This window comes from Streptomyces sp. NPDC088387, from assembly GCF_044753385.1.
Lineage (GTDB): Bacteria > Actinomycetota > Actinomycetes > Streptomycetales > Streptomycetaceae > Streptomyces.
Genome location: NZ_JBIVNC010000002.1, coordinates 327,627 through 349,951 on the forward strand (window position 1 = coordinate 327,627; position 22,325 = coordinate 349,951).

18 protein-coding genes are annotated in these 22,325 nt (G+C 66.5%); 6 read left to right on the forward strand and 12 right to left on the reverse strand.

Annotation, left to right across the window (positions count from 1 at the left end; genetic code table 11):
• Window positions 1–200: 200 nt before the first annotated feature.
• Window positions 201–806: a malonic semialdehyde reductase gene (locus tag ACIQAC_RS06130; protein ID WP_402187494.1), complete on the reverse strand. Its 606-nt coding sequence runs from the start codon at window positions 804–806 to the stop codon at window positions 201–203.
• Window positions 807–994: 188 nt separating this feature from the next.
• Here ACIQAC_RS06130 and ACIQAC_RS06135 point away from each other — a divergent pair, with 188 nt between their 5' ends.
• Window positions 995–1,588 (forward strand): TetR family transcriptional regulator, encoded by a 594-nt coding sequence (locus tag ACIQAC_RS06135; RefSeq protein ID WP_402187497.1) that lies wholly within the window; start codon window positions 995–997, stop codon window positions 1,586–1,588.
• A gap of 392 nt (window positions 1,589–1,980) precedes the next feature.
• Complete coding sequence (locus tag ACIQAC_RS06140; protein ID WP_402187500.1) at window positions 1,981–3,210, forward strand: hypothetical protein; 1,230 nt, start codon at window positions 1,981–1,983, stop codon at window positions 3,208–3,210.
• A gap of 207 nt (window positions 3,211–3,417) precedes the next feature.
• On the opposite strand, the gene ACIQAC_RS06145 is transcribed toward ACIQAC_RS06140, so the two are convergent.
• The 9 genes from ACIQAC_RS06145 to ACIQAC_RS06185 all read right to left on the reverse strand — a co-directional run bounded on the left by ACIQAC_RS06145 (window position 3,418) and on the right by ACIQAC_RS06185 (window position 12,502).
• A complete protein-coding gene (locus ACIQAC_RS06145; protein WP_402187503.1) occupies window positions 3,418–4,251 on the reverse strand; it encodes an alpha/beta fold hydrolase in 834 nt (277 codons plus the stop codon).
• A 40-nt stretch (window positions 4,252–4,291) separates the two neighbouring features.
• Window positions 4,292–5,236, reverse strand: a complete 945-nt coding sequence (locus tag ACIQAC_RS06150; protein WP_402187505.1) for an alpha/beta hydrolase — start codon at window positions 5,234–5,236, stop codon at window positions 4,292–4,294.
• A gap of 260 nt (window positions 5,237–5,496) precedes the next feature.
• Window positions 5,497–6,516: an ABC transporter permease gene (locus tag ACIQAC_RS06155; protein WP_402187507.1), complete on the reverse strand. Its 1,020-nt coding sequence runs from the start codon at window positions 6,514–6,516 to the stop codon at window positions 5,497–5,499.
• 37 nt (window positions 6,517–6,553) lie between these two features.
• Window positions 6,554–8,104 (reverse strand): sugar ABC transporter ATP-binding protein, encoded by a 1,551-nt coding sequence (locus ACIQAC_RS06160; RefSeq protein ID WP_402187509.1) that lies wholly within the window; start codon window positions 8,102–8,104, stop codon window positions 6,554–6,556.
• A 2-nt stretch (window positions 8,105–8,106) separates the two neighbouring features.
• Window positions 8,107–9,069 carry a sugar ABC transporter substrate-binding protein gene (locus ACIQAC_RS06165; RefSeq protein WP_402187511.1) on the reverse strand — a complete coding sequence of 321 codons (963 nt, stop codon included), beginning with the start codon at window positions 9,067–9,069 and terminating at the stop codon, window positions 8,107–8,109.
• Between the two features lie 419 nt (window positions 9,070–9,488).
• The gene (locus ACIQAC_RS06170; protein ID WP_402187513.1) at window positions 9,489–10,154 is read right to left on the reverse strand and encodes a GntR family transcriptional regulator; all 666 of its coding nucleotides are present in this window, start codon (window positions 10,152–10,154) and stop codon (window positions 9,489–9,491) included.
• A gap of 7 nt (window positions 10,155–10,161) precedes the next feature.
• Entirely contained in the window at window positions 10,162–10,731 is a 570-nt protein-coding gene (locus ACIQAC_RS06175; protein ID WP_402187516.1) for a VOC family protein, read from the reverse strand.
• Window positions 10,728–11,267, reverse strand: coding sequence for a VOC family protein (locus ACIQAC_RS06180; protein ID WP_402187518.1), 540 nt, complete (start codon window positions 11,265–11,267; stop codon window positions 10,728–10,730). The genes ACIQAC_RS06175 and ACIQAC_RS06180 overlap by 4 nt, the downstream gene beginning before the upstream one ends.
• Entirely contained in the window at window positions 11,264–12,502 is a 1,239-nt protein-coding gene (locus ACIQAC_RS06185; RefSeq protein WP_402187521.1) for an alpha/beta fold hydrolase, read from the reverse strand. The genes ACIQAC_RS06180 and ACIQAC_RS06185 overlap by 4 nt, the downstream gene beginning before the upstream one ends.
• Before the next feature lie 204 nt (window positions 12,503–12,706).
• Between ACIQAC_RS06185 and ACIQAC_RS06190 the strand changes: the two genes are divergently transcribed.
• Together ACIQAC_RS06190 and ACIQAC_RS06195 are read left to right on the forward strand one after the other, a co-directional pair.
• The gene (locus ACIQAC_RS06190; protein WP_402187524.1) at window positions 12,707–14,884 is read left to right on the forward strand and encodes a thiamine pyrophosphate-dependent enzyme; all 2,178 of its coding nucleotides are present in this window, start codon (window positions 12,707–12,709) and stop codon (window positions 14,882–14,884) included.
• Window positions 14,885–14,916: 32 nt separating this feature from the next.
• The gene (locus tag ACIQAC_RS06195; protein WP_402187526.1) at window positions 14,917–16,221 is read left to right on the forward strand and encodes a 2-oxo acid dehydrogenase subunit E2; all 1,305 of its coding nucleotides are present in this window, start codon (window positions 14,917–14,919) and stop codon (window positions 16,219–16,221) included.
• 50 nt (window positions 16,222–16,271) lie between these two features.
• Here ACIQAC_RS06195 and ACIQAC_RS06200 read toward each other — a convergent pair whose 3' ends face one another.
• Window positions 16,272–16,955 (reverse strand): hypothetical protein, encoded by a 684-nt coding sequence (locus ACIQAC_RS06200; protein ID WP_402187528.1) that lies wholly within the window; start codon window positions 16,953–16,955, stop codon window positions 16,272–16,274.
• 180 nt (window positions 16,956–17,135) lie between these two features.
• Between ACIQAC_RS06200 and ACIQAC_RS06205 the strand changes: the two genes are divergently transcribed.
• Window positions 17,136–18,644, forward strand: a complete 1,509-nt coding sequence (locus tag ACIQAC_RS06205) for an MFS transporter (protein WP_402187531.1) — start codon at window positions 17,136–17,138, stop codon at window positions 18,642–18,644.
• Window positions 18,645–18,670: 26 nt separating this feature from the next.
• On the opposite strand, the gene ACIQAC_RS06210 is transcribed toward ACIQAC_RS06205, so the two are convergent.
• Window positions 18,671–20,227, reverse strand: coding sequence for a carboxylesterase/lipase family protein (locus ACIQAC_RS06210; protein WP_402187533.1), 1,557 nt, complete (start codon window positions 20,225–20,227; stop codon window positions 18,671–18,673).
• A 593-nt stretch (window positions 20,228–20,820) separates the two neighbouring features.
• On the opposite strand from ACIQAC_RS06210, the gene ACIQAC_RS06215 reads away from it, so the two are divergent.
• Window positions 20,821–22,275: an MFS transporter gene (locus tag ACIQAC_RS06215; protein WP_402187535.1), complete on the forward strand. Its 1,455-nt coding sequence runs from the start codon at window positions 20,821–20,823 to the stop codon at window positions 22,273–22,275.
• The last annotated feature ends 50 nt before the right edge of the window (window positions 22,276–22,325 follow it).

The window sequence follows — 22,325 nt, forward strand, 5'->3', positions numbered from 1 at the left end:
TAGCTGGGTGAGTCACCGAAGGCGTGGATGACGGCGGCGAACATATGTGGTCTCCCAGAGGTGCTGGAGTGGTGGCGGATGTGTGTCTGCAACTGGTGAATTCCAGACGGCCATCCAGACCGTCACTCAATGTAGGACCGACCGGTGCGGGCCCTGACGCTGCCACGGCGGCGACGGGCCCGGTCGGTGTATGCCACCGCTCAGACAGTGGACACGATCTCGTCGTAGTCGAGACGCGGAAGACGCGGGTGGTAGGAGCCTTCCTGCGGGAAACCCAAGGTGATCACGGTGAGAACCGTGTGGTCACCCTCGGGAAAGAAGTCCTTGTTGATACCCGCGGCGTCATAGCCGGTCATCGGTCCGGCGGCCAGGCCGGCGGCACGAACACCGACTATGAAGTACGCGACCTGCAGTGCGCCGTTGAACTCTGCGGACGCCTCGCGCATGTCTCGGGCGGCGAAGATCGTGTCCTTGGCATCCGGGAAGTGCGGCACAAGGCGGGGCAACTCCTCCTGGAACTCGTAGTCGGCGGCAAGGATCGCGGTCACTGGCGCGTTGAGTGTCTTCTCCTTGTTGGGCTCGAACATGTGCGAGACCAGGCGCTCGCGTGCCTCCTGGGAGCGCACAAGGACGATGCGCAGGGGCTGCTGGTTGAAGGAGGTCGGGCCGTACTTCACGAGCTCATGGATGGCACGCAGGGTGCTTTCGGGCACCTCCTCGGCGCTGAATGAGTCGGCAGTGTGCGCTTCGCGGAACAACTGGTCCTGAGCTGCGGAATCAAGTGTGAGAGGGGTGGAAGTGGTCACGAGACACCTCGATTGGAGATCGCGCGTGGGGATGTGGCTCGCCAGATGAAGGGAGCGGCGGGGCCAAAGCCACAGTGGTGGCGGCACCCTCTCCGCAGACTAATGAACGAGCGGTCATTAAAGCGTAACGCCATCGTCCGCTAATGACCAGCCGGTCATGAGGACTCCTGGTCCCCTACGCTGACCGCATGGACAAGCCGACGAGCCCCGCACCCGCACCTACGCGCAAGCGCGTCCGCGATCCTGAGGCCCACCGTGCTGCGATCCTGAACGCGGCGCGGGCCACGTTCACCGAGTACGGATACGCGCGGGCCACCATCCGGGAGATCGCCCGCCGGGCGGGTGTGACGCACGGGCTGGTGATGCGCCACTTCCAGTCGAAGGAGAACCTCTTCATCGCCGCGGTGCCGGGTGCGCGGGACGTGGAGCAACTGGTGCAGGGGGACCCCGACACCCTGCCGGCACGCATCGCACAGGGCTACGTGGCCCGCATGGAGGAGGGCGCCGCCGGCGACCCCTTCGTCGCTCTCATCCGCAGCGCCGCCTCCAATGAAGAGACCGCGGTAAGGCTCTACAACGCCATGCACGAGCGCAGCATGGCGGGCTACCTCAAGGCCGTCACAGCGCCCGACGCGGAGATCCGGATCGAGCTCCTCGCCGCGGAACTCATCGGTGTCACCTTCAGCCGCTACGTCATCCGCCGCGGACCACTGCTGGAACTCTCCCCCGACCAGCTCAGCGGCCACCTCGCACGCGTGATCCGCGCGATTCTGACCGACTGACACCGGTCTCGCCGAGGCAGTTCGACGGCACACCACCCCACCCAATGGATCCATTCTGATATACAGAGCAAACCAGAGCGGCGATGTCGTCAGCATTTGGGTTACGCGCTCCTTACTTATGGATCCATACTCTGTAAAGTATGGCGCACCCGCGTGTCGGAGGCCCGCCGAGCCGCCTCGGTTTGTTCCGCCTGTGCCCGCTTTCGCGGCCTGGCCGAACGAATCACCGGCGGCCTGGTTCGACCTGCCCCGAGGGCGGTGTCACACCCCTTGCAGGAGGGGCCATCACTCAGGCGCCCGATCGGGACCGCGGCCCTCTCGCATGTCGCCCGGACAGCGTCGCCACTGGGTGTCGAGCGGCACAGCAGAGGCACAGAACAAGAGGAGACAAGATGACCACGTCAGCCCACCCGGCGCCCTCGGAATCCAGCCCGGCGGAGACCACTTCGCCGGCAGTTATCGGCACAGCGCTCTACCAGGGCAAGAGCTATCGCCTGATTCACGAGGCCGAGCGAGACCTGATCTGGCTCGACCACACGACCGCCTACCTCTCGTGGACCGAGGGCGACACCTGGGCGAAGAGCCTCAACGAACCAGGCGTCCTCACCTACCAGTTGGAGCCCGGAGTCCACGTTCAGTGGGACGGTGACTGGCGTCTGCCGGCCACGCCGCACCCCGCGTACGAGTTCGGCTACGACGGAAAGTCGACCGCCGGTTTCAACGTCACGAGCAGCGACCTGGGCCACCTCTACTACAACTCGCTGGGGAACAAGGGCAACCAGGCACTCGACGGCACCTTCCCCCAGCCGGACGCCGGTCTGAAGAACACCGGCCCGTTCGAGAACCTGAAGATCGACTTCTACTGGCAGAACGAATACGCCGACCACCCCTCGCTCGCCTGGTTCTTCGGCACTCACATCGGCTACCAAGGCGACGACGAAAAGGACTGGCCGTTCAACTACGCAATCGCCGTCCGTGGCGGGCGAGTTACCCGGACGTCCCTGGAGTCCATCGGCACCGTCACCTACGAGGGCAGTCAGTACAAGCTGATCTGGGACGAGGCGCAGAATCTCGTCTGGCTCGACTACACCTCGGGTTTCAACAACTGGCACAAGCAGACGGAGTGGGCCGCTGGGCTCAACTCCGAAGCCGTGCTGACGTACAACCTGGATCCGGCCTACGAGGTCTCGTGGACGAGCGACTGGCGCCTGCCTGCGACCGAGGACGGCCCCGCCCACTACGGATTCGACGGCACCAGTCTCTGCGGATACAACACACAGAACAGTGAGTGGACTCGTCTGTACTACAACGCTCTGGGCAACAAGGGCCTCCAGGGCTTCGACGGCAGCCTGCCGGACCTGCCAGACCCTTCTGAGCAGCCCGTGGACGAGGACGGCGCCTTCGACTTCGCGGCGGCCTTCGGTCAGATCTTCTCCAACCAGGACCTGTTCGAGAACCTGAAGGCCGAGCACTACTGGTCGAGCACGGAGTACGGCAGTTACCCGGCCAAGGCCTGGTACATCATCACCGGCGTGGGGTATCTGGGCGCGATCAACAAGCAGTTCCACTTCAGCTACGCCATGGCCGTGCGCCCGGCGGAGGTCCGACGTACCGAGGTGTGACTCGGATGGCTGTCCGGCTAGTCCCTGGCAGCCATCACTGTTGGAGGCAGTTGGATGCCCTCGGGCACCGGCTGCCTCCTCAGGCGTGCGGGCCGGATTGCGGCACACAGGTGGGGCCTTCCGAGCGGTGGGTAGCGCGTACGCCGCTCGGAAGGCCCCGGTTTCCCCGCGCCGGGTCCGCCTCCCGCGACGGACCCGGCAGAACACCTAGCCGGACTTCTCCACCTCATCGAGGAAATCGAGGACGCGGGGCAGGACCACGTCCGGGACTTCCAGGATGGGACTGTGACCGATCTTCTCGAGGCGCCACAGGGTGGCGTTCGGCAGGTGCTCGACCATTTCGTCCTGCCAGGGGACGGGACGCGGCTTGTCCTCCTCGCCGGACACGACGAAGACGGGTGCGCTGATCTGGGGAAGCAGGTGCACGGCGGTGCCGCGCTCGATGACGCCCGCCATGGCGGGGCGCAGGGTCCTGGGTACTTCGGCGATCCGCGATTCCCACAACTTGACGATGTCCTGCTTGGCAGGATCGTTGCGGGTGGTGGCCCCGAACATGATCTCCACCGTCTCCTGCAGAACCTCGTCGACGAAGCCCCGGCGGCCGACGTTGTCGACCCACTCGCGGAAGACCACCAGTTGATCGGCGGGCTCGGAGCAGGCGGAGGATCCGAGGACGACCATCGACTTGATCAGACCGGGGCGGGCAACCGCCAGCCGGAAGCCCACATCACCGCCCATGGACTGCACGAGCAGGTGTACTCGCTCCAGGTTCATGGCTTCGGCCAGCGCGACGACATCGGCGGTGACCGTATCCAGGTGAATGAAGTCGCCGTCTGCCGCCGCGCTCCTGCCCTGACCTCGGAAGTCGGGTCGGACGACCCGGTACTTGCCGGCGGCGGCATCTCTGAAGCCCTCGAACATGCGGCCGTCGAGGAACAGCGAGTGGAGGGCCAGGACGACGGGAAGATTCTCCTCGCCGGTGTCACGGACGAACAGCTCCGTTCCGTTGACCTTGATCCTCTTCTCGATTTCGGTACTCATGGGAGGCCTCTCACAACAGTGGGAAAGGGACGGGGTGTACTCAGGCTTTGGGAAGTCGGGCGTCAAGGAAGCCGACGGCGGACTCCAGGGCCGCGTCGGCATCCTTGAGGTCCTCGGAGAACAGGTGCCACACGTGCGGCATCCCTGGCCACACCTCAAGGTTCACCCGTACCTGTGCTGCGGCCAGGTGCTCGGCGAGACGCACCGCGTCGCTGAGCATGATCTCGCGCTCACCGACCTGGATCAGTACCGGAGGCAGGCCGCTGACATCGGCGAACACCGGTGAGGCCAGTGGGCTGTTCAGCGGGTTGTCGCCCAAGTAGCTGGCGGCCATGGTGCGCAGAGCCTCCGGAGTGCACAGGGGATCCGCCTCGGCCTTCGTGACGATCGACGCGCCGGTGTGCTCCAGATTGGCCCAGGGAGAGATGGCTACCGCCGCCGCTGGGAGCGGCAGTCCGGCGTCACGGGCCGCAACCAGCAGCGCGACGGCCATGGCACCGCCGGCGGAGTCACCCGACACGACGATGGAGCCGGCGTCGTAACCCTCCTTGAGGAGGGATTCGTACACTGCGAGGTTGTCGTCGATGGCCGCCGGATAACGGGCGTCAGGAGCCAGCCGGTAGTCGGGGATCACGGCCTCGGCCCACAGTCCGCGGGCATAGCGGCCTACGAGTCCTCGGTATCCCCGCGGCTCCCCCGCCAGGTATCCCCCGCCGTGCAGGTAGAGCAGGACGCGGCCGGGAAGCGTATCGTCGGGCCGCACCCGCGTCGCTGGAACACCGTGAGCCCGATAGTCCTCGTAGGTCACGCCGTCAGGAGCGGGAAAGCGCGTCACGAACCAGTCGGCGTAGGCCTCGCGCGCGGCAGCGAGGTCGTCGAAGCGCCCCGCCTCCAACGCGTCCAGAGCAGCTCCGAGCTTCTCGATCCAGGGCGCCACCAGGGGTTCGAGCTCCGGAGCGCGGGGGGTATTCGCGGACTGCGTCATGGCATCAGCCTTCTCACGAAGAGGAGTGGCGGGATACGCGGCTCGCCTCATCCTCGGCCAGGGTTTACTACCAGCCAGCCTGGCACCTAATGGATCCATACACAATGCCACGTTTCGCTTTCGTGACATTATGATGTCTCAACCTGGCAATTTCCTGAGAGGTATACACATCAGTTTGATTCATGGATCCATGCAAGGAAGAGTGAACGTCGTGATCGGGACGTGGGCGCCACCATCCGCCGATGGACCGGCGCGCCCGGTCAGCGTCGTGCCGAGGCGAGTAGCAGGCGGCGGCTGGTGCCGCTCAGGGCCGTGGCAGCCACGAGGATGCCGCCCTGAAAGAGGAACTGGACGTAGGACTCCGCACCGAGCAGGGACAGTCCGTTGAAGGTGACGGTGACGATGAGAACGCCGACGAGCGTGCCCAGGATGTGGAAATCGCCGTCCCTGAGCACGGATGCGCCCAGGAAGACCGCCGCGAAGGCGTTCAGCAGATAGCCGTCGCCGGCGGTGACCTGACCGCTGCCGATCCGCGCTGACAGCAGGATTCCTGCCAGTCCCGCGCACAGACCGCAGATCGCGAAGGCGATCACGGTGATGCGGGCGACGCGCACACCTGCCATGCGAGCGGCTACCTGATTGGTGCCCACCGCCTGCATGTGGTGTCCGAGCAGCGTGAAGTTCAGGGTCAGCCACAGGCCACCGAGAACTATGACGGTGAGGATGACGGGCGCGGGGACGCCCATCACCGAGGCGCGGGCGATGTCGGTGAAGGGCCCGGGCTTGAGGGTGATGGGTGTGCCGTTGGAGTAGGCGTAGTTGATGCCCAGCAGCATGGTGCTGGTGCCCAGGGTGGCGACGATCGGGTCGATGCGCAGCTGTGCGACGAGCAGCCCGTTGGCCAGTCCGATGACTCCGGCCGCCGCCAGAGCGAGGAGTATGGCGGCGAGCCAGGGCAGACCACTGCGTTCCAGGAAGCCGACCGCGAGGATGCCGGAGAGGCTCACCACGGCGGCGAAGCTGAGGTCGAACTTACCCGCCACCAACGGCAGGGTGAGGCCGCCGGCGACGATGGCCAGTGTGGCGCTCTGGTTGAGGATGTTCAGGAGGTTCTGTCCGGTCAGGAACGCCGGGCTGGCCGCGGTGAAGCCGATCAGGAGCAGGACGAGGACGCCGGGGGTTCCGTACCTGCCTGTCAGGAGCAGAATGCGCGGTGCGTTGCCCGGTGCGGCCCCGTTGTCGGCCGACGGCTTCGCGGCCTGTTCGATGGTGCCTTCCATGGCGGGGGTCTCCAGTTTCTCGATCGCGCGACGAGGTTCACGCGTAGCAGAGGTGCAGCATGTTCGGGACGGTGATCTCGTCCGACGTCAGTTCGCCGACGATGTGGCCTTCGGCCATGACGAGCACGCGATTGCATTCGAGGAGCTCTTCGAACTCCGAGGAGATGACCAGGACCGCGGTTCCGGACTCATTCGCTTCACGGATCCGCGCGTAGATGTCGGCACGAGCGCCCACGTCCACGCCGCGGGTGGGTTCGTCCAGGATCAGGACCTTCGGACGGGTGGCCAGCCAGCGGCCCATGACGACCTTCTGCTGGTTGCCGCCGCTGAGGCCTACGACGGGTCGGCGGGCATCCGGTGTCTTGATCCCGAGGGTGCGGCAGGTGTGGTTTGCCGCGGCTCGGGAGGAGCGGGGGCGGATGAAGGGCAGCCACTTGCTGACACGCCAGCGGTGCCACACCGTGATGTGGAGGTTGGCTTCCACGGAATGCGTGAGGAAGAGCGCCTCGGACCGCCGTTCCTCAGGGACATAGGCGACGCCCTGACTGATGGCCCGCGTGATCGTGCGCGGCCGGTAGGGCTTGCCGTCCAGCACCATGGTGCCGCTGTCCGGGCGGTCGGCGCCGAAAACGAGCCGCGCGAGCTCCGTACGTCCGGAGCCGACAAGGCCGGCGATGCCGACGACCTCACCCTCGTGCAGGGTGAGAGACACGTCCCGGACAGTGCGTCCACGGCTTACGCCCTGGAGGCGCAGGGCAACGCCGGTGTGTTCGGTCGGTGCGAAGGCCGTGACTCCGGCCCCGGGCGTGACCTCGTGGCCGACGATGGCTCGCACGACGGCCTCACGGGTGATCTCCACTCGCGGCAGCGCCAGGGACACCGATCCGTCCTTGAAGGCAGTGACCCGGTCGCACACGTCCGTGACCTCGTCCAGCCGATGGCTGATGAACACCACGGCCACACCGGAGGCGGCCAGCTCGCGGGCGACCTCCAGGAGCTTGGCGGCCTCCTGGGCGTCCAGGGAGGCGGTCGGCTCGTCCATGGCGATCAGGGCCCGGTCCTCGACCAGAGCCCGCGCGATGGTGACGAGCCATTGCTGATGAACGGTCAGTTCGGAGACTGGAACATCGAGCGAGAAGTCGATTCCGACCCGCCGGGCAGCACGGAGCACCGCGCTGGGCACGCTGTTGAAGCGCCGCAGGCTCAGCATCGAGCCCTCGTGGCTGCCGAGCATGATGTTCTGTGAGCCGGTGAAGGACCTCACCAGGTTCAGCTCCTGGTGGATGAAGGCGAGTCCCAGGCGGGCCGCGTCGGCCGGACCGTGGATCTGGGCAACTTCGCCGTCGATCAGAACGTCGCCCGCGTCTGCCTGTTCCAGACCGGCCAGGCAGCGGATCAGTGTGGACTTGCCGGCACCGTTCGCTCCGACGAGCCCGTGTATCTCGCCGCGCCGGAAGGAGACGTCGACGCCGCGCAGAGCGCGGATGGCGCCGTAGGCTTTTGCGAGGCCCCGCACTTGGACGAAGGGCTCTGTGTGGCCCGGCGGCGCGGGGTCTCCGGCGCTGGGTAGCGTCGCTGGTGTTGTCATGACTACTTCCTCAGCTCGGGGTGTTCAGCCAGGAAGTCGTCGACGTTGCTCTTGTCGATGATCTTGTAGTCGCCGTCGATCTCGATCGGCTTGAAGTCGTCGGGAGCGGACCAGTACTTCTCGAAGAGCTGGGCGATCTCGCGGCCCTGGGACGGTCCGTCGATCCACTGGGTCGCGGTCAGCTTCCCGGCCTTCACCAGGGACAACGCTTCCGCGGTGCCATTGAGCCCGTAGGTGCTGACGTCGGTACGACCGAGCTGCTGAAGGGCCGCGGCGGCGCCAGTGGCCGGGTCGTCGAAGCAGGCCCACACGGCGAGCTTGCCGCCCTTGGGGTGGGCCTGCGCCCACGCCTGCGTCGCCTTGTCCGCCGACTCGACCTGGCCGGGGATCGTGATCTGCTGGGCGTCGACCTTGATGTCCGTCTTGGCCACGGCCTCGTCGAGGGCCTGCTCGCGGCGCTGACAGGGCAGTCCGGGACGGTAGCCGAGGGCCAGCAGGGCACCTGTGGCGTCAAGGTCGTCCACGACCCGCTTGGCCATCGGCTCCCCGATGGCCACGTCGGCGGCGATGGGTACGCCGGACCCGAGGCCGCCTCCCCAGTTGGCCACGGGGATGCCCGCGGACTGCGCCGAAGCAACACCCGACGCCAGTGCGTCGGTGGGGAACACGGAGATGGCGATCGCGTCCACACCCTTGGTGGCGAGATTGGTCAGCGCCGTGTTGGCGGAGTCGACACTGCCGTTGGCGTCGACCTCCGTCACCTTCCAGCCCTTGCTCTTGCCGTAGGAGGCAATCGCGTCAAGGGCACTGTTGGCGTAGACGTCCGAACCGGAGAACCGGATCAGTCCGACGGTCTTGGCCCCTCCCTCCCCGGCACCGGTCGCGCCGGCATTGCAGCCGGCGAGGACGGCGGTCAGGGCGCTGGAGCCAGCGAGAGCTATTGCGACAGTTTTGCGGCGTTTCACGGCGCGCTCCTTCGGAAAGGCGGCGGAGTCGGCGTACGCGACGGCATGAGCGGGACTCCGCGGCCTGCGGGTGAGTCCGGGGCGAAAGCCCGGGTGGGCGCGTTCTCGTCGCCGAAGCCGGGTGGGCCTGAGCGACAGCGCTGGCGGGATCCTCACCTATCGAGGTTCCGTCAAATGGATCCATCTGTGAAGACCCTTTGATGATTCTGAGATTCCACCTGGAATCAACCCACGTCAACAGCTCAGGCGCACTCACCTGCATCACGTTTAGATAACGTGATCATCTTTATGGATCCATACCGAGTTTGGCCGTAGCCGCCCTTCGCTGTCACATGTCCGTGAGGGCACGCAAAAATGGCGGACCGTCCTGCTACGGTCCGCCATCAAGTGGACGAGGATGCGTCAGCCGATCGGCGCCATCAGTCGGCGAACAGTTCGGGGTGACGCGAGAGCGCGAGCCGCGTACGGCGGATGTGCCCCGCAAGGAAGCGTTCCGCGTCGACGGGATCGCCCCGCTTGATCGCCTCTATGATCAAGCGATGCTCAAAATTGATCAATTCGCGACCCGTCGGATCAATGAGATGAGCGTAGGCGCGCCTGTAGTGCTGGGTTGTGTTCCAGAAGCGGCGAACCATGCTGAGGAGCTGTTCAATGCTGCAGCCCGAATAAGTGATCAGGTGAAGTTCCCTGTCGAGGCTGAGAAACCGATCGACATCGCTGTTCGACTCGATCTCACGCTGGATTTCATCCAGCCGGTGGAAGTCGTCCGAGGTGAGGTTCGGAATCGACTCACTGAGCGCCAGGGGCTCCACCCTCTCCCGCAGTTTATAGGTGGCCTGGCATTCGGCGAGGTCCATCTTCGAGACCCATGCCCCGCTGTTCGCCTTGAGGACGACCAGGCCCTCGGACTCCAGAATCCGCAGGGCCTCGCGGACCGGCAGCCGGCTGGAGCCGAAGGCCTCGGCGACATCCTCCTGCATGATTCTCGCGCCGGGGCGCAGGTCCCCGAGGAGAATCTGCTTACGCAGTGTGTCGGCGACCCTCTGGCTGGCGACCGAGGACGATCCGTCGAGGCCTGGCGGCATGGTCTTCCTAACGTGGCGGTTGATCTGACTTCTCAGGTTGCCACAACCTCACCCCCTGGCCCTCCCTCTCATCGAGCGCACTCTCGTACGCCTTGCCATAGGGGAAGGAGACAAGCTCCAGCTGCATCCCCCAGGGAGTGAGGAAGTAGACCCAGCGCTGGCCTTCGCTCGGACCGCCACTGGCGGTGGGCTCCCCCAGGACCGTCACATGGTGCGACCGCAGGTGGTCGACGGCCGCGTCCAGGTCCTGGACGTAGAAGGCCAGGTGATGGCCACCGATGTCGCTGTTTCGCGGCGGGACGGGGTGCTGGTCCGGCGACTTGTACTGGAACACCTCGAAGTTGGGACCGTTGGCGCAGCGGAAGAAGGCCAGTCGGTCCATCACAGCTCGTGGGTGGACATTGAGATGGTCGGCCATCCATGTGTCGTCGGACCGGAAGGGCCCCAAGGTGTAGACCAGTTCACATCCGATGACCTCGGTGAAGAATCGGGTGGCGGCCTCCAGATCGGGCACCGTGAAACCAACGTGCTCGACGCCCGCCAGTCCCGGCAGACCACGCCGTCCGGTCGAAGTCACCGCGGCCCCCGGGGCAGCGGCTCGGACGGCCTGCGACGCTTGGGAACCTCGATGGCCTCGACGATCAGACCGACGCTGTCCTGGGTGTCGAAGTAGGCGAACCCACCGTCGCCGTCCTGCCCGTATCCGCTGCCGGACTGCAGCAGTCCGACACCACCCGAGGTCACCTCACGGATCGTCTTCTCCGCGGACGGGATCCAGAAGCCCAGGTGGTGGAGTCCGTAGCCGTGCTCGTCGATCCACTCCGTATAGATGCTCGGCCCCTCCAGGGACTCGATCAGTTCCACCTGCGGTGCGGCTCCGGTGAGAGCGACCCGCATCCGGAAGGTGCCCGGCTCACCGCGGTAGGTCAGCTGGGGCACGCTGTCGGGACCGTAGGTGTAGACGAGCCAGTCATCGGCTCCCAGCAGTGCCGACCAGGTGGCGATGCCTGCCGCAAGGTCCGGCACGAGGATGCCGACCTGGGCCACCGGCAGTCCCCGCAAGGGCGACGGCAGGACGCCGGGATCCGGGAACCTGCCCGAGAGACCGCTCATCGCAGGGTCTCCTTGACGAAGTCGCGCACCGTCCGGTTGAACTCGACGGGATTCTCGATCATCGGGTAGTGCCCGGTGCCCTCCAGGACCGCGATCCGGCTCCCGGGGATACGTCCGGCGACCTGCTCGACCATTACCTGCGGGACCAGCCAGTCCGCGTCGCCGCGGAGCAGCAGCACCGGGCTCGCGATGCGACCGACCTGATCGCGGCGGTCGAAGCCGGCGTATCCGGTGAGGTCTGCGGCGATCACCTCGGGACAGACACGGCGCAACTGCCACACGACCTCGCGCGCCCGGTCGGGCGGGGTGCGATGGCCGGTCATGGATCGGGACCAGCCCTCCAGGATCTGAGCTCCGTTCAGCAGCAGCATCTCCAGCAGCGTGTCACTGACGGTCGGCGTGTAGTCGGAGCCCTCCGCCGAGATGACAGCGCGGTAGAAGTCCGGCCTCCGGGAGGCCAGTTCGAGCACCATGTTGCCGCCCATCGAGCAGCCGACGATGGCCGGGTTCTCCAGGCCGAGGGCTTCGATGAACGCCTCGTTGAAGTCGGCGTGGTCACTGATGTCGCGGAAGGCGCCGTCGACGGGTTCGAGAGTCTTGCCGTGACCAGGCGCGTCGACGGAGATGACGCGGAACTCGTCCGACAGTCCCTCCACGACATGGCGGTACATCAGGGTGTCCTGACCCGCCGCGTGGATACAGACGATCGGAACGCCCTCGCCGGCCTCTTCGTAGTAGGTCCGTAGGCCGTTGACCTCGATGTAGCGGCCGGTGACCGCGGTGTGGCGTCCGGTCTGCGGGTCGGGAGAGTACGGGCCGGGCTGGGCCGCGGGCCTGCCGGCCGTGGCCAGCGCGCCGAGGAGGTGCCACATCGCCTTGACGTTGCGCATGGCGGCGATGCCGTCGCCCTCCACCGTGATGCGGCCGAGCCCCGGCGACGTACCCTCGAACCAGTCGGTCTGCCCGTCGATCACACGGCGCCATTCCTCGTCCGGAGCGACGATGGTGATGTCGGCTCCCTGCGGATGCGGCCCCTGCCGCACGGAGACGGCACGTCCGTCGCGTGTATCCACCGTCCAGGAAGTGTGATCACTGCGGAACTCGATGCGGGCCGGGAAGTACTTCGCCGCCTCCATCCACTGGGTGTCCGCGTTGAGTTCGGTTCGGACCGCCTCCCACCAGGAGTCCTGCTCGAACTCCTTGAGATCGCTGGGGCCGCTCGGTGTCTTCGACATGACCATCCTCCATTGGATCCATGCTCTTTCACGACAGACCATCACGCTCTCAACATGCCTAGTCAATGCCCTGACCCGCAATGCTTAAGTAACATAATGATAACCTGACCTTGTATATGGATCCATTCGGCGGGACTGTGAGACACAGCAAGAGCTGGGTGTTCAGGCCCGGCCGAGCCATGCGCTCACGTCCTGGAGGCGCCCGTGCCCACACACAAGAAACTCAGCCCCGCCGCCCCCTGGGTCGAGGTCGTCGCGACGAGGAAGGACTGGGACGCTGCCGACCCGGCCCTGCTGACCTCGATGTTCGCCCAGACACTCCTCATCAGGACCTTCGAGGAGTACGTCCTCTCCCTCGCCTCCCAGGGGCTGGTGCACGGGCCCGCTCACTCCAGCATCGGCCAGGAGGGCGGTGCTGTCGGCTCGGTGCTCACGCTCACCAGCCGCGACTACGTCAACGGCTCGCACCGCGGACACCACCAGTTCCTGGCCAAGGCACTCGGCCACGTGGCTCCCGACGGCATAGACCCGCGAGCTCCCCTGTCCGATGCGGTACGCACGGTGCTCTCCCGCAGCCTGTCGGAGATCTGCGGTCTCGCCGACGGGTTCTGTCGGGGGCGCGGTGGATCCATGCACCTGCAGTGGCGTGAGGCCGGAGCGATGGGCACCAACGCCATCGTGGGCGGTGGCGTCCCCCAGGCCGCCGGGTTCGCCTGGTCCGCCCGGCACGCGGACACGGACGCGGTCTCCGTCTCCTACTTCGGCGACGGCGCGGTCAATATCGGATCCGTTCTGGAAACCCTCAACCTCGCCGGCGCGTGGCAGCTTCCGGTGTGCTTCTTCATCGAGAACAACCAGTACGCCGTCTCCACCCACGTCAACGAGGTCACCGCCGAACCACGGCTGTCCGCGCGCGGACTGGGGTTCAACATCCCCAGCTGGCGCGTCAACGGAATGGACCCGCTCGCGGTGTACCTGGCAACGGGCGAAGCCGTCGCCCACATGAGGGCGGGCCATGGCCCCACAGTCGTCGAGGCGGACGTCTACCGCTACTTCCACCAGAACGGCCCGTTCCCAGGCAGCGCCTTCGGCTACCGCAGCAAGGATGAGGAGAAGGAATGGCGGGACCGCGACCCCCTGGCACTCATCGAGTCCCACCTGATCCGCCGGGACATCCTCACCGAGGCGGAAGTCGCCCAGTGCACAGCGAGCGCCAAAGCCGAGATGGAGGCCGTCGCGAGCGAGCTCCTCGAACCCGTGCCGGGTGGCAAGCCCGGTCAGCAGCAGATCAGGACGGAGCTGTGGCCGGATCCTGATTTCAGGGATGTGGGGATCCGCGGGGACCTCAGTGAGTTCGACGGGGCACAGACCGCCGAACTGCCCTCCTTCCAGGGGAAGACGGAGGAGCGCAAGTTCATCGACGTGGTGGCCGAGGTCATGGGACGGCGCATGGCCAAGGACGAGCGTATCGTCGTGCTCGGAGAGGACGTCCACCGACTCAAGGGCGGTACGAACGGCGCCACCCGGGGCCTCCCCGAGGCATTCCCCGGGCGCGTTCTTGGAACACCCATCAGCGAGAACGCGTTCGCCGGCCTGGCCGGCGGTATCGCCCTCGAAGGGCGCTACCGGCCCGTCGTGGAGTTCATGTACGCCGATTTCATGTGGGTGGCCGCCGACCAGCTGTTCAACCAGATCGGCAAGGCCCGGCACATGTTCGGGGGCACCAGCGACGTTCCTCTCGTACTGCGTAGCAAGATCGCCATGGGTACCGGATACGGTTCTCAGCACTCCATGGACCCGGCCGGGATCTTCGCCACCGCTCCGGGCTGGCGTATCGCCGCACCATCAACGCCGTTCGACTACATCGGCCTGATGAACAGCGCGCTGCGCTGCAACGATCCCGTCGTCGTCCTGGAGCATGTGGACCTCTACCCGACTACGGGCGAGGTCCCTTCGGACGACTGGGACTTCTGCCTGCCCGTGGGCAAGGCCGCGGTACGGCGCGAGGGTTCGGACCTCACCATCCTGACGTACCTGGCCATGACGAACTACGTCCTGGAAGCCGTGCAGAGCAGTGACATCGACACCGAGGTCATCGATCTGCGCTGGCTGGACCGAGCGAGCATCGACTGGGAGACCATCGGCGCGAGTATTCGCAAGACCAACAACGTCCTCATCGCCGAGCAGGGAGCCGTCGGTACTTCCTACGGCGCATGGCTGGCGGACGAGATCCAGCGCCGCTTCTTCGACTGGCTGGACCAACCCGTCCAGCGAGTCACCGGAGGCGAGGCCTCCCCCAGCATCAGCAAGGTGCTGGAGCGGGCCGCCATCGCCCAGACCGACGAGGTCGCAGCAGAGCTCAAGAAGATCACCGGTCGCTGAACCGCCGACATCTACGCCACACGGAGGAAACCATGGCTGAGCTACTCCGCATGCCGGAGGTCGCGGCCGGTTCGACAGCAGCGGTCCTGTCCGGCTGGCCCCTAGCCGAAGGTGCATCGTTCCACGCGGGCGACGCACTCATGATCGTCGAAACCGACAAAGCCGAGGTGGACGTTCCCGCCACTGCGGACGGAACCCTGGTCAAGATGCTCGTTCCCACCGGCAGCGAGGTCGAGGTGGGCAGCCCGATCGCGGTAATCGGCGCTCCCGGCGAGGTGGTGAGCGACCTCGACGACCTTCTCGCGGGACTGGGCGTCGCCGAGCCGTCGGAGGCCAAGCAGGCCGTCCGGCGGGAGATTCCCGAGCCCGAACCCGCTGCTGAAGCTGCTCCGTCACCGGACACCGATCTCCCACCTGCGAATGGGCGGATCTTCTCCAGTCCTTTGGCGCGCAGGCTGGCCCGCGAAGCGGGAATCGCCATCGACACCATCACCGGAACCGGGCCGGGTGGCCGCGTCGTCCGGGACGACGTCACGACCGCCATCGCCATCCGGACACGGCAACCCGCCGCCACCACGGCGGCTCCTGCCCCTGCCCCTGCCCCTGCCCCACAGTCCCCTGCCGCGTCCGGTTCGACGCTCCCCGGCGTAGGTACGACGTATGAGGTGATTCCGCACTCGCGGATCCGGCGGGCCATCGCCGGCAGACTGACGGAGAGCAAGCAGAACGCTCCTCACTTCTACGTCAAGGGACAGGTCCGCGCCGGGGAGCTTCTCGCGCTCAGGCAGCGCATCAACGCGGACGGCGGGGTGAAGATCTCGGTCAACGACCTGCTCATCAAGGCCATCGCCAAGGCGCACGTCCAGGTACCCGAGATGAATGTGATCTGGACTGCTGACGCGGTGCACCGTTTCCACACCGTCGACGTCTCGGTCGCCATAGCCACCGAGAGCGGGCTGGTCACACCTGTGCTGCGGTCGATCGAGTCGCTCTCCCTGTCTGCCATCTCCGCACAAGTGCGCGCCTTCAGCGAGCGAGCCCGCAGCGGCGCGTTGCGCCAAAGCGACCTGGAGGGAGGGTCGATCACCATCAGCAACCTGGGGATGTACGGAGTCGAGGAGTTCAGCGCGATCATCAATCCGCCTCAGGCTGCCATCCTGGCCGTTGGAACGACGCAGCGGACACCGGTCGTCACCGAGGACGGTGGCCTCGAAGCAGCGGAAGTGATGACGCTGGTTCTCTCCGCCGACCACCGGCCCGTGGACGGCGCCCTGGCGGCACGGTGGTTCGCCGCCCTTCGGGAGAACATCGAAAAGCCGGTCCGTCTGCTGGTCTGAAGGAAACTGCTCCGCCCCTGGCCATGGCATGGGGCGGAGCAGGGGCTTACTCAGGACGAGGCGGGCGCAGCGGTGATCTTCCACGTCTGCCGGGCGGCGTCGGCCTTCGTGCATGTACTGAACGTGAGAGCCCGGCGATACCAGGGCTCGCCCGGCTCTCGGTCGCCCGCCTCGAATGCTTCCTTGCCGATGGTCAGGCACATCGACGAGTCCAGTGCCGTCTTGATCTTTCCGGATCCAGTCATGCTCACTTGCTGCGCAGCAGCACCCGTGCAGTCTTCGACCACGCTGAGCGCGTCTTCGCGCACGGCGGTCTGCCCAATGGCGACCACTTCCAGGCAGGCGTCAAGACGCGTGTAGAGGACCTTTCCAGGGTCCTCGGTCAGAGCCGAACGGGATATCCGCTGGTCCAGGGTGATGGTTCCGGATTCGGGCAGCCCGGTCTTGCAGGTATGGGCCTCCAGCGGCCACGCGGCCTCACGGTGGTTGTCGATGTTCCCGGAGCTGGGGTAGCCCGGCACGTCGAGGCAGAAGTGCCTCGGCTCCCCCAGCTCGGCAACGAGTTGCACCATGATCTCGTCCTCCTCGGTGGGCGCCTGAGCACCGCTCTGTGCGCTCAGCCGCGCTGCCGCCGGAGCGACGCCGTCAGCAGGACGACTGTCTGCCGCGGCGCAGCCCGCCACAGCAGTGAGAGCTGCCGCCACCGCGCCCACGCGCAATGAGGACCTCGTCATCGCTTCATCTCCTCGGAGTGAACTACCAGAGTGTGGATCCACAGAAAATATCTATCGCCCGCTATGTCCAAATAGTCCGGACACTTCACTGGCGGTAAACTCTGATCGGATCCATTGAGTAGTTTCATGCTATCGGTCAGACAGTCGCCCCTCCCCGCTGCCCGTTGAAGGAGTCCGCCCATGCCCCCTCCCGCATCGACCACCGCCAGTGCGACACCCGGGCCCGGCTCCGCGGAGTTCTACCAGGAGCGTCGACGCTGGTGGATCCTTGCGATCCTGGGCATCGCTCAACTGATGGTGGTCCTCGACGCCACGATCGTGAACATCGCTCTTCCCTCCGCTCAAGCTGATCTCGGGTTCTCCGACAGCAGCCGCCAATGGGTCGTCACGGCGTACTCGCTCGCCTTCGGCAGTCTGCTGCTGCTCGGCGGGCGCATCGCGGACCTCTTCGGGCGCAAGATCACGTTTCTCACCGGTCTCGCGGGCTTTGCCGCCGCCTCCGCCGTGGGCGGTGCCGCCGGCGGGTTCGAGATGCTGGTCATCGCCAGGGCCGTACAAGGTCTGTTCGGTGCCTTGCTGGCACCTGCCGCACTGTCCTTGCTGACAACGACGTTCACCGACGCCAAGGAAAGGGGTAAGGCCTTCGGCATCTACGGCGCCATCGCGGGCGCGGGCGGCGCTGTGGGCCTCCTGCTCGGCGGGCTGCTCACGGAGCATCTCAACTGGCGCTGGACGCTCTACATCAACATCGTCTTCGCGGTCGTCGCTCTGGCCGGTGGGGCCGTTCTCCTGCAACGCACCCCGAGGGTTCGTACGTCTGCCCTGGACGTCCCCGGCACGGTCCTGGCCAGCGGAGGCCTGTTCAGCGTTGTCTACGGATTCGCCAACGCGGAGACGCACGCGTGGGGGTCTCCGCTCACATGGGGGTTCCTCGCCATCGGTTGCCTGTTGCTCGGTGCCTTTGGATGGTGGCAGACACGAGCGGCGCATCCGCTGCTGCCGCTGCGCATCCTCCTCGACCGCAACCGAGCCGCCTCCTACCTCTCCATGCTGATCGTGGGGGCGGGCATCTTCGGCGTGAGCCTCTTCCTCACGTACTACTTGCAGCTGGTACTCGGCTACACGCCCGTACGGACGGGTCTCGCCTTCCTGCCCATGGTCGCCTCGATCATGTTGGCCTCCACGGCCGGCAGTACGGTGCTCGGAAGCCGCTTCGCAGCCAGGCCGCTGGTTTCGGTCGGGATGGTGCTCGCCGCGGCCGGGATGCTCTGGCTCACCGCACTGAGTACGGACAGCGGCTATGCGGCCCACGTTCTCCCTCCTCTGGTAGTCAGCGGGTTGGGGATGGGGCTGATCATCTCGACCGCCATGAGCCAGGCCACCGGGCGCGTACGGCCCGAGGACTCCGGGGCCGCTTCGGCGATGGTGAACACCGCCCAGCAGATCGGCGGCTCGCTCGGCACCGCACTGCTGAACACACTGGTCGCCGCCACGACAGCGAGCTATCTCGTCGGCAAGGACGCGTCCAGCCCGACCGTTCAGGCACAGGCGGGCATTGAGGGGTACGCCACGGCCTACCGCTGGTCAGCGTTGTTCTTCGTCATCGGTGCCGCCCTGACCGCTGTTCTGTACCGGCGGCACAACCCGGCCGACGTCGACGACAACACCTCCACCGCAGTCCCTCTGTGACACATGGACCCATTGGCGGCCTCAAGTCACCCTCGACGCGCGTCGGTTCCAGCAGCCGGTAGATCCAGAGCACCGAAGGAAACCTCCGCCCAGATGTCGTGAGACGACATGACCGGCAGCGCCCGGTCCACAGCCGGCGCTGCTCCGGGCTCACCCCAGACACGCGTGGTCCACTGTGCCGTGTCGAGACGGGGCCACCCGGGCCGACCCGAGCGGGCGAAGTCCGTGATCGCCTGCCGGACATGTGCGCTGAGCTCCTGCTCGTAGAGCGAGAACCCCTGCGGGTAGAACATTCGGTCGAGCTGGCTTCCGACGGCCCCGAACACGAGCGGCGCTTCCGCACCGTGGGGGGTCTTACGGCCCGCCGACTCGATGGGGTGTGCCAACTCGTACAGATACGCAGATCCACCGGACGAGGCCTGAGCCTCGGCCAGACGTACAGCGGGCATACGGAAGATCCAGTCGGACATCACCAGTTCGTACAGATCCCCTGCGTCCAAGCGGGGGTTGGCAGCACGGTAGGCAGCGGCGGCACCGGGCGGGCCCGAGAGGTCCAGGACTCGGTCCAGTTCGGCCTCACCTGGCGCGGTGGCATCTTCCCCGGGTGCCGGAGGGCCGGCCATGAGCTGGAAGAACCGGTACTCGTCACGGTTGTAACCGCACAGCAGATCAACGCCGACGGCTGCCCCGGCCCCGATGGCCGTGAAGGGATCAGCGGGCAGGGACTCCCCGTCCACGACCGGCGAGTAAATGGTGGGCATCAGCGCCATCCGCCCCCATGTCTGCACGTAGGCCCCATGCCTGGCCTGGAGCTCGAAGTCGGCCCTGGCCACGTCGGCCGACGTCATCCGAGCGAAGTCGTCGACCACCGGTTTGCAGCCCAGATCCGCCGCCAACTGTGCCGAAATCACCTCGGCCAGTTCCGAAGTGAGGTAGCTGCCGGCAGGACTCATCAGGACGGCACGTTGGAACAACTCCCGGGCTGCCGGCATCACCAGGAGCGCCGCAAGCGCATTCGCGCCGGCTGAACCGCCGAACACGGTCACCTGGTCAGGGTCGCCCCCGAAGACCGCGATGTTGCGCTGGACCCATGTGAGGGCGGCGATCTGGTCCAGCAGACCTCGGTTGTCCGGGGCACCCTCCAGTCGTGCGAACCCTTCGGCGCCAAGCCGGTAGTTGAGGGTGACGACCACGGCACCGTTCTCCGCGGCGAGCCGGCTGCCGTCACATCCGGGATCGGCACCGGTGCCGACCAAGTAGGCACCTCCGTGAAGCCACACCAGGACAGGGAGCCGGCCCGCACCACGATCAGGCGTCCACACGTTGAGGGTGAGAGTTCCCACGCCACCCTCGTCCTGGCTCACCTGGACCGGCCCCTGCCAAGGCAGGAACTGGGACACCGGGGGGCCGAACTCCACGGCGTCCCGCGTCCCGTCCCAGCGCCCGGCCGGGACCGGAGCGGCGAACCGTCGGCTCCGGGTGGGCGGCTGCGCGTACGGGATTCCCCGAAACACACTGACGGGGCCCTCAACCGTGCCGCGCAGGGCTCCATCAGGCGTGCGCACGACGGGATGGCTACTCATGTCTCAGCTCCTGGATGTGAGGGGTACGTCCGCTGCTCACAACGACTCCCGCCTTCAAACCGGTCACACGGCAGTTCCCCGGTGGGCAGCTCACCGTGCGTCAGGGATCCGGGCGAGCTCCCTGACGAAGCACGGGCCACTGGACCGACGTTGATGCCCCTGGCCATCCCGAGTGGATGGAAACAACCTAATGGATCCATGTGCACAGATCTTGACACGCCAGCAGGCCAAGGTTAACCGTAATGGGCAGCTGAGGGAACCCTAGCCCTCAACCCCTCAAGTGGATCAACATAATATGGATCCATTGACTGAAGTCACGCCAGGGCACTGACACTTCATCGCGACGGAGCCCGCTGTGCGCACTCCTCTGCCGGCCATGAGGGGTGCGACTTCCCGAGGAGCAGGGAATCCGCCTGCACGCAGCCCTCGTCCGGACCCTCCGCGCCAGCAGCGTCACCTGAGCACAACAGCCCCCCATGTCCTCCCCCCCTCGTTCCGCATTCCGCTCTGGTCGTCGAGCCGTCGACACGGTGGCGGGGCGCGCGATTCCGCGTGCCTCGCCGTACCCGCAGGCGTTTCTGAGAGGACAAGCCATGGTTCACAGTCCGGCACCGCAGACAGGATCAGACCCACTTCCCGACGCCTCACCCGCCGAGGCGCGACCACGCAGGGGACTCTTTCTGGCCCTGCTGTGGTCGGCCCAGGTCCTGAGCGCTTCCAGCGTCATCACAGCCTTCGCCCAGGCCGATGTGGCACAGCACTTCCACACACAGCACATCGCCTGGTTCGGGCTCGTCTACAGCCTTGTCGGAACGCTCCTCACACCGTTCGCCGTCAGATTCGGTGACATTTTCGGCAAGCGGCGCACCATGCTCGTGCTCATCGCCCTCGGTCTGGCCGGCGACGTGATCACCGCTCTCGCGCCCACGTACGGCGTCCTCCTGGGCGGCCGGGCGCTCGCCGCGTGTTACGCGCCCATGGCCGCCCTGGTCTTCGCGACGGCCCGCGATGTCCTGCCGCCGCGAAAGGTCGGTCAGGCCAGCGGCACCATCGGTGCCACCCTCGGCGCAGTTGTCGCCCTGTGCCCGGTGATCGCCGGCTGGCTGATGGACGACTTCGGCTTCCGCGGCGCTCTCTGGTTCGTCACAGCCGTGACAGCCATGGCCTTCGTCCTGGTGTACTCCTTCCTCCCCGAGACACCTCGCCGCAGTCGCGGCGAGCCGTTCGACTGGTGGGGCGGCCTGCTCCTGGGCGGAAGCATCAGCGCGCTCATATACGCCATTGGCCAAGGCGGCACGTGGGGTTGGACGAGTGCACGGGTGCTGGGGCTGATCGCTGGAGCTCTGGTGAGCCTCGCCGCCTTCGTCCTGGTGGAGCGCGCCGTCGAGCATCCCATGCTGGACGTACGAATGCTGGTGCGTCGCAGGGTGAGCACCGTACTCGTGGCGACATCCGTGGCTCAGGGGACGGCCTTCACCGCGGCCGCCATCATGACGGTGGTCATCCCTCTGTATCCACGCATCCCGGAGGTCTCGGACGGGCTGGGCTGGACAGCCATGCACAGCGCCCTCGTCGGACTGCCTGCGGGCGTAGTCCTCTTCTTCGTGGGCATGGCCACGGGCCTGGCCTCACGGCGTACCGACCCCCGGATGCCCTGGCTGCTCGGGCTGACCCTGACCGTCGTAGGCATGCTGCTCCAGGCCTTCCACCACCACAGCGAGACGCAGATCATCGTCACCGGTGTTGTCGCCGCTCTGGGCATGGGCATGATCTACGCCAGCGTGCCCATCCTGGTGGTCGGAGCCGTCTCCGCGCGCGAGCAGGGGGTAGCGAGCGGAATGTCGCTCATGCTGGTCGGCCTGATGACCACGGTGGCCGCCCAGGTCATCTACACGGTCATGGGGCAGCACTCCGTACTGATGAAGGGCACTGCGTTCTACCGCGATGCGGGCTACCAGCAGGCCTACTTCACCCTTGCCGGGTTCGTGGCGCTCGCCCTGCTCCTTTCGCTGTTCATTCCCAAGCCGCGCCTTCCCGACGAGGCATGAGCGGCGTTACTCGCCTCGGCCCGACAGGAAGACCGGCGGCCGGACCGAGC

Coding starts and splice junctions, on each gene's coding strand:
- ACIQAC_RS06135 (WP_402187497.1), top strand. CDS start 995: ATGGACAAGCCGACGAGCCCCGCACCCGCACCTACGCGCAAGCGCGTC.
- ACIQAC_RS06140 (WP_402187500.1), top strand. CDS start 1,981: ATGACCACGTCAGCCCACCCGGCGCCCTCGGAATCCAGCCCGGCGGAG.
- ACIQAC_RS06145 (WP_402187503.1), bottom strand. CDS start 4,251: ATGAGTACCGAAATCGAGAAGAGGATCAAGGTCAACGGAACGGAGCTG.
- ACIQAC_RS06150 (WP_402187505.1), bottom strand. CDS start 5,236: ATGACGCAGTCCGCGAATACCCCCCGCGCTCCGGAGCTCGAACCCCTG.
- ACIQAC_RS06155 (WP_402187507.1), bottom strand. CDS start 6,516: ATGGAAGGCACCATCGAACAGGCCGCGAAGCCGTCGGCCGACAACGGG.
- ACIQAC_RS06160 (WP_402187509.1), bottom strand. CDS start 8,104: ATGACAACACCAGCGACGCTACCCAGCGCCGGAGACCCCGCGCCGCCG.
- ACIQAC_RS06170 (WP_402187513.1), bottom strand. CDS start 10,154: ATGCCGCCAGGCCTCGACGGATCGTCCTCGGTCGCCAGCCAGAGGGTC.
- ACIQAC_RS06180 (WP_402187518.1), bottom strand. CDS start 11,267: ATGAGCGGTCTCTCGGGCAGGTTCCCGGATCCCGGCGTCCTGCCGTCG.
- ACIQAC_RS06185 (WP_402187521.1), bottom strand. CDS start 12,502: ATGTCGAAGACACCGAGCGGCCCCAGCGATCTCAAGGAGTTCGAGCAG.
- ACIQAC_RS06195 (WP_402187526.1), top strand. CDS start 14,917: ATGGCTGAGCTACTCCGCATGCCGGAGGTCGCGGCCGGTTCGACAGCA.
- ACIQAC_RS06200 (WP_402187528.1), bottom strand. CDS start 16,955: ATGACGAGGTCCTCATTGCGCGTGGGCGCGGTGGCGGCAGCTCTCACT.
- ACIQAC_RS06205 (WP_402187531.1), top strand. CDS start 17,136: ATGCCCCCTCCCGCATCGACCACCGCCAGTGCGACACCCGGGCCCGGC.
- ACIQAC_RS06210 (WP_402187533.1), bottom strand. CDS start 20,227: ATGAGTAGCCATCCCGTCGTGCGCACGCCTGATGGAGCCCTGCGCGGC.
- ACIQAC_RS06215 (WP_402187535.1), top strand. CDS start 20,821: ATGGTTCACAGTCCGGCACCGCAGACAGGATCAGACCCACTTCCCGAC.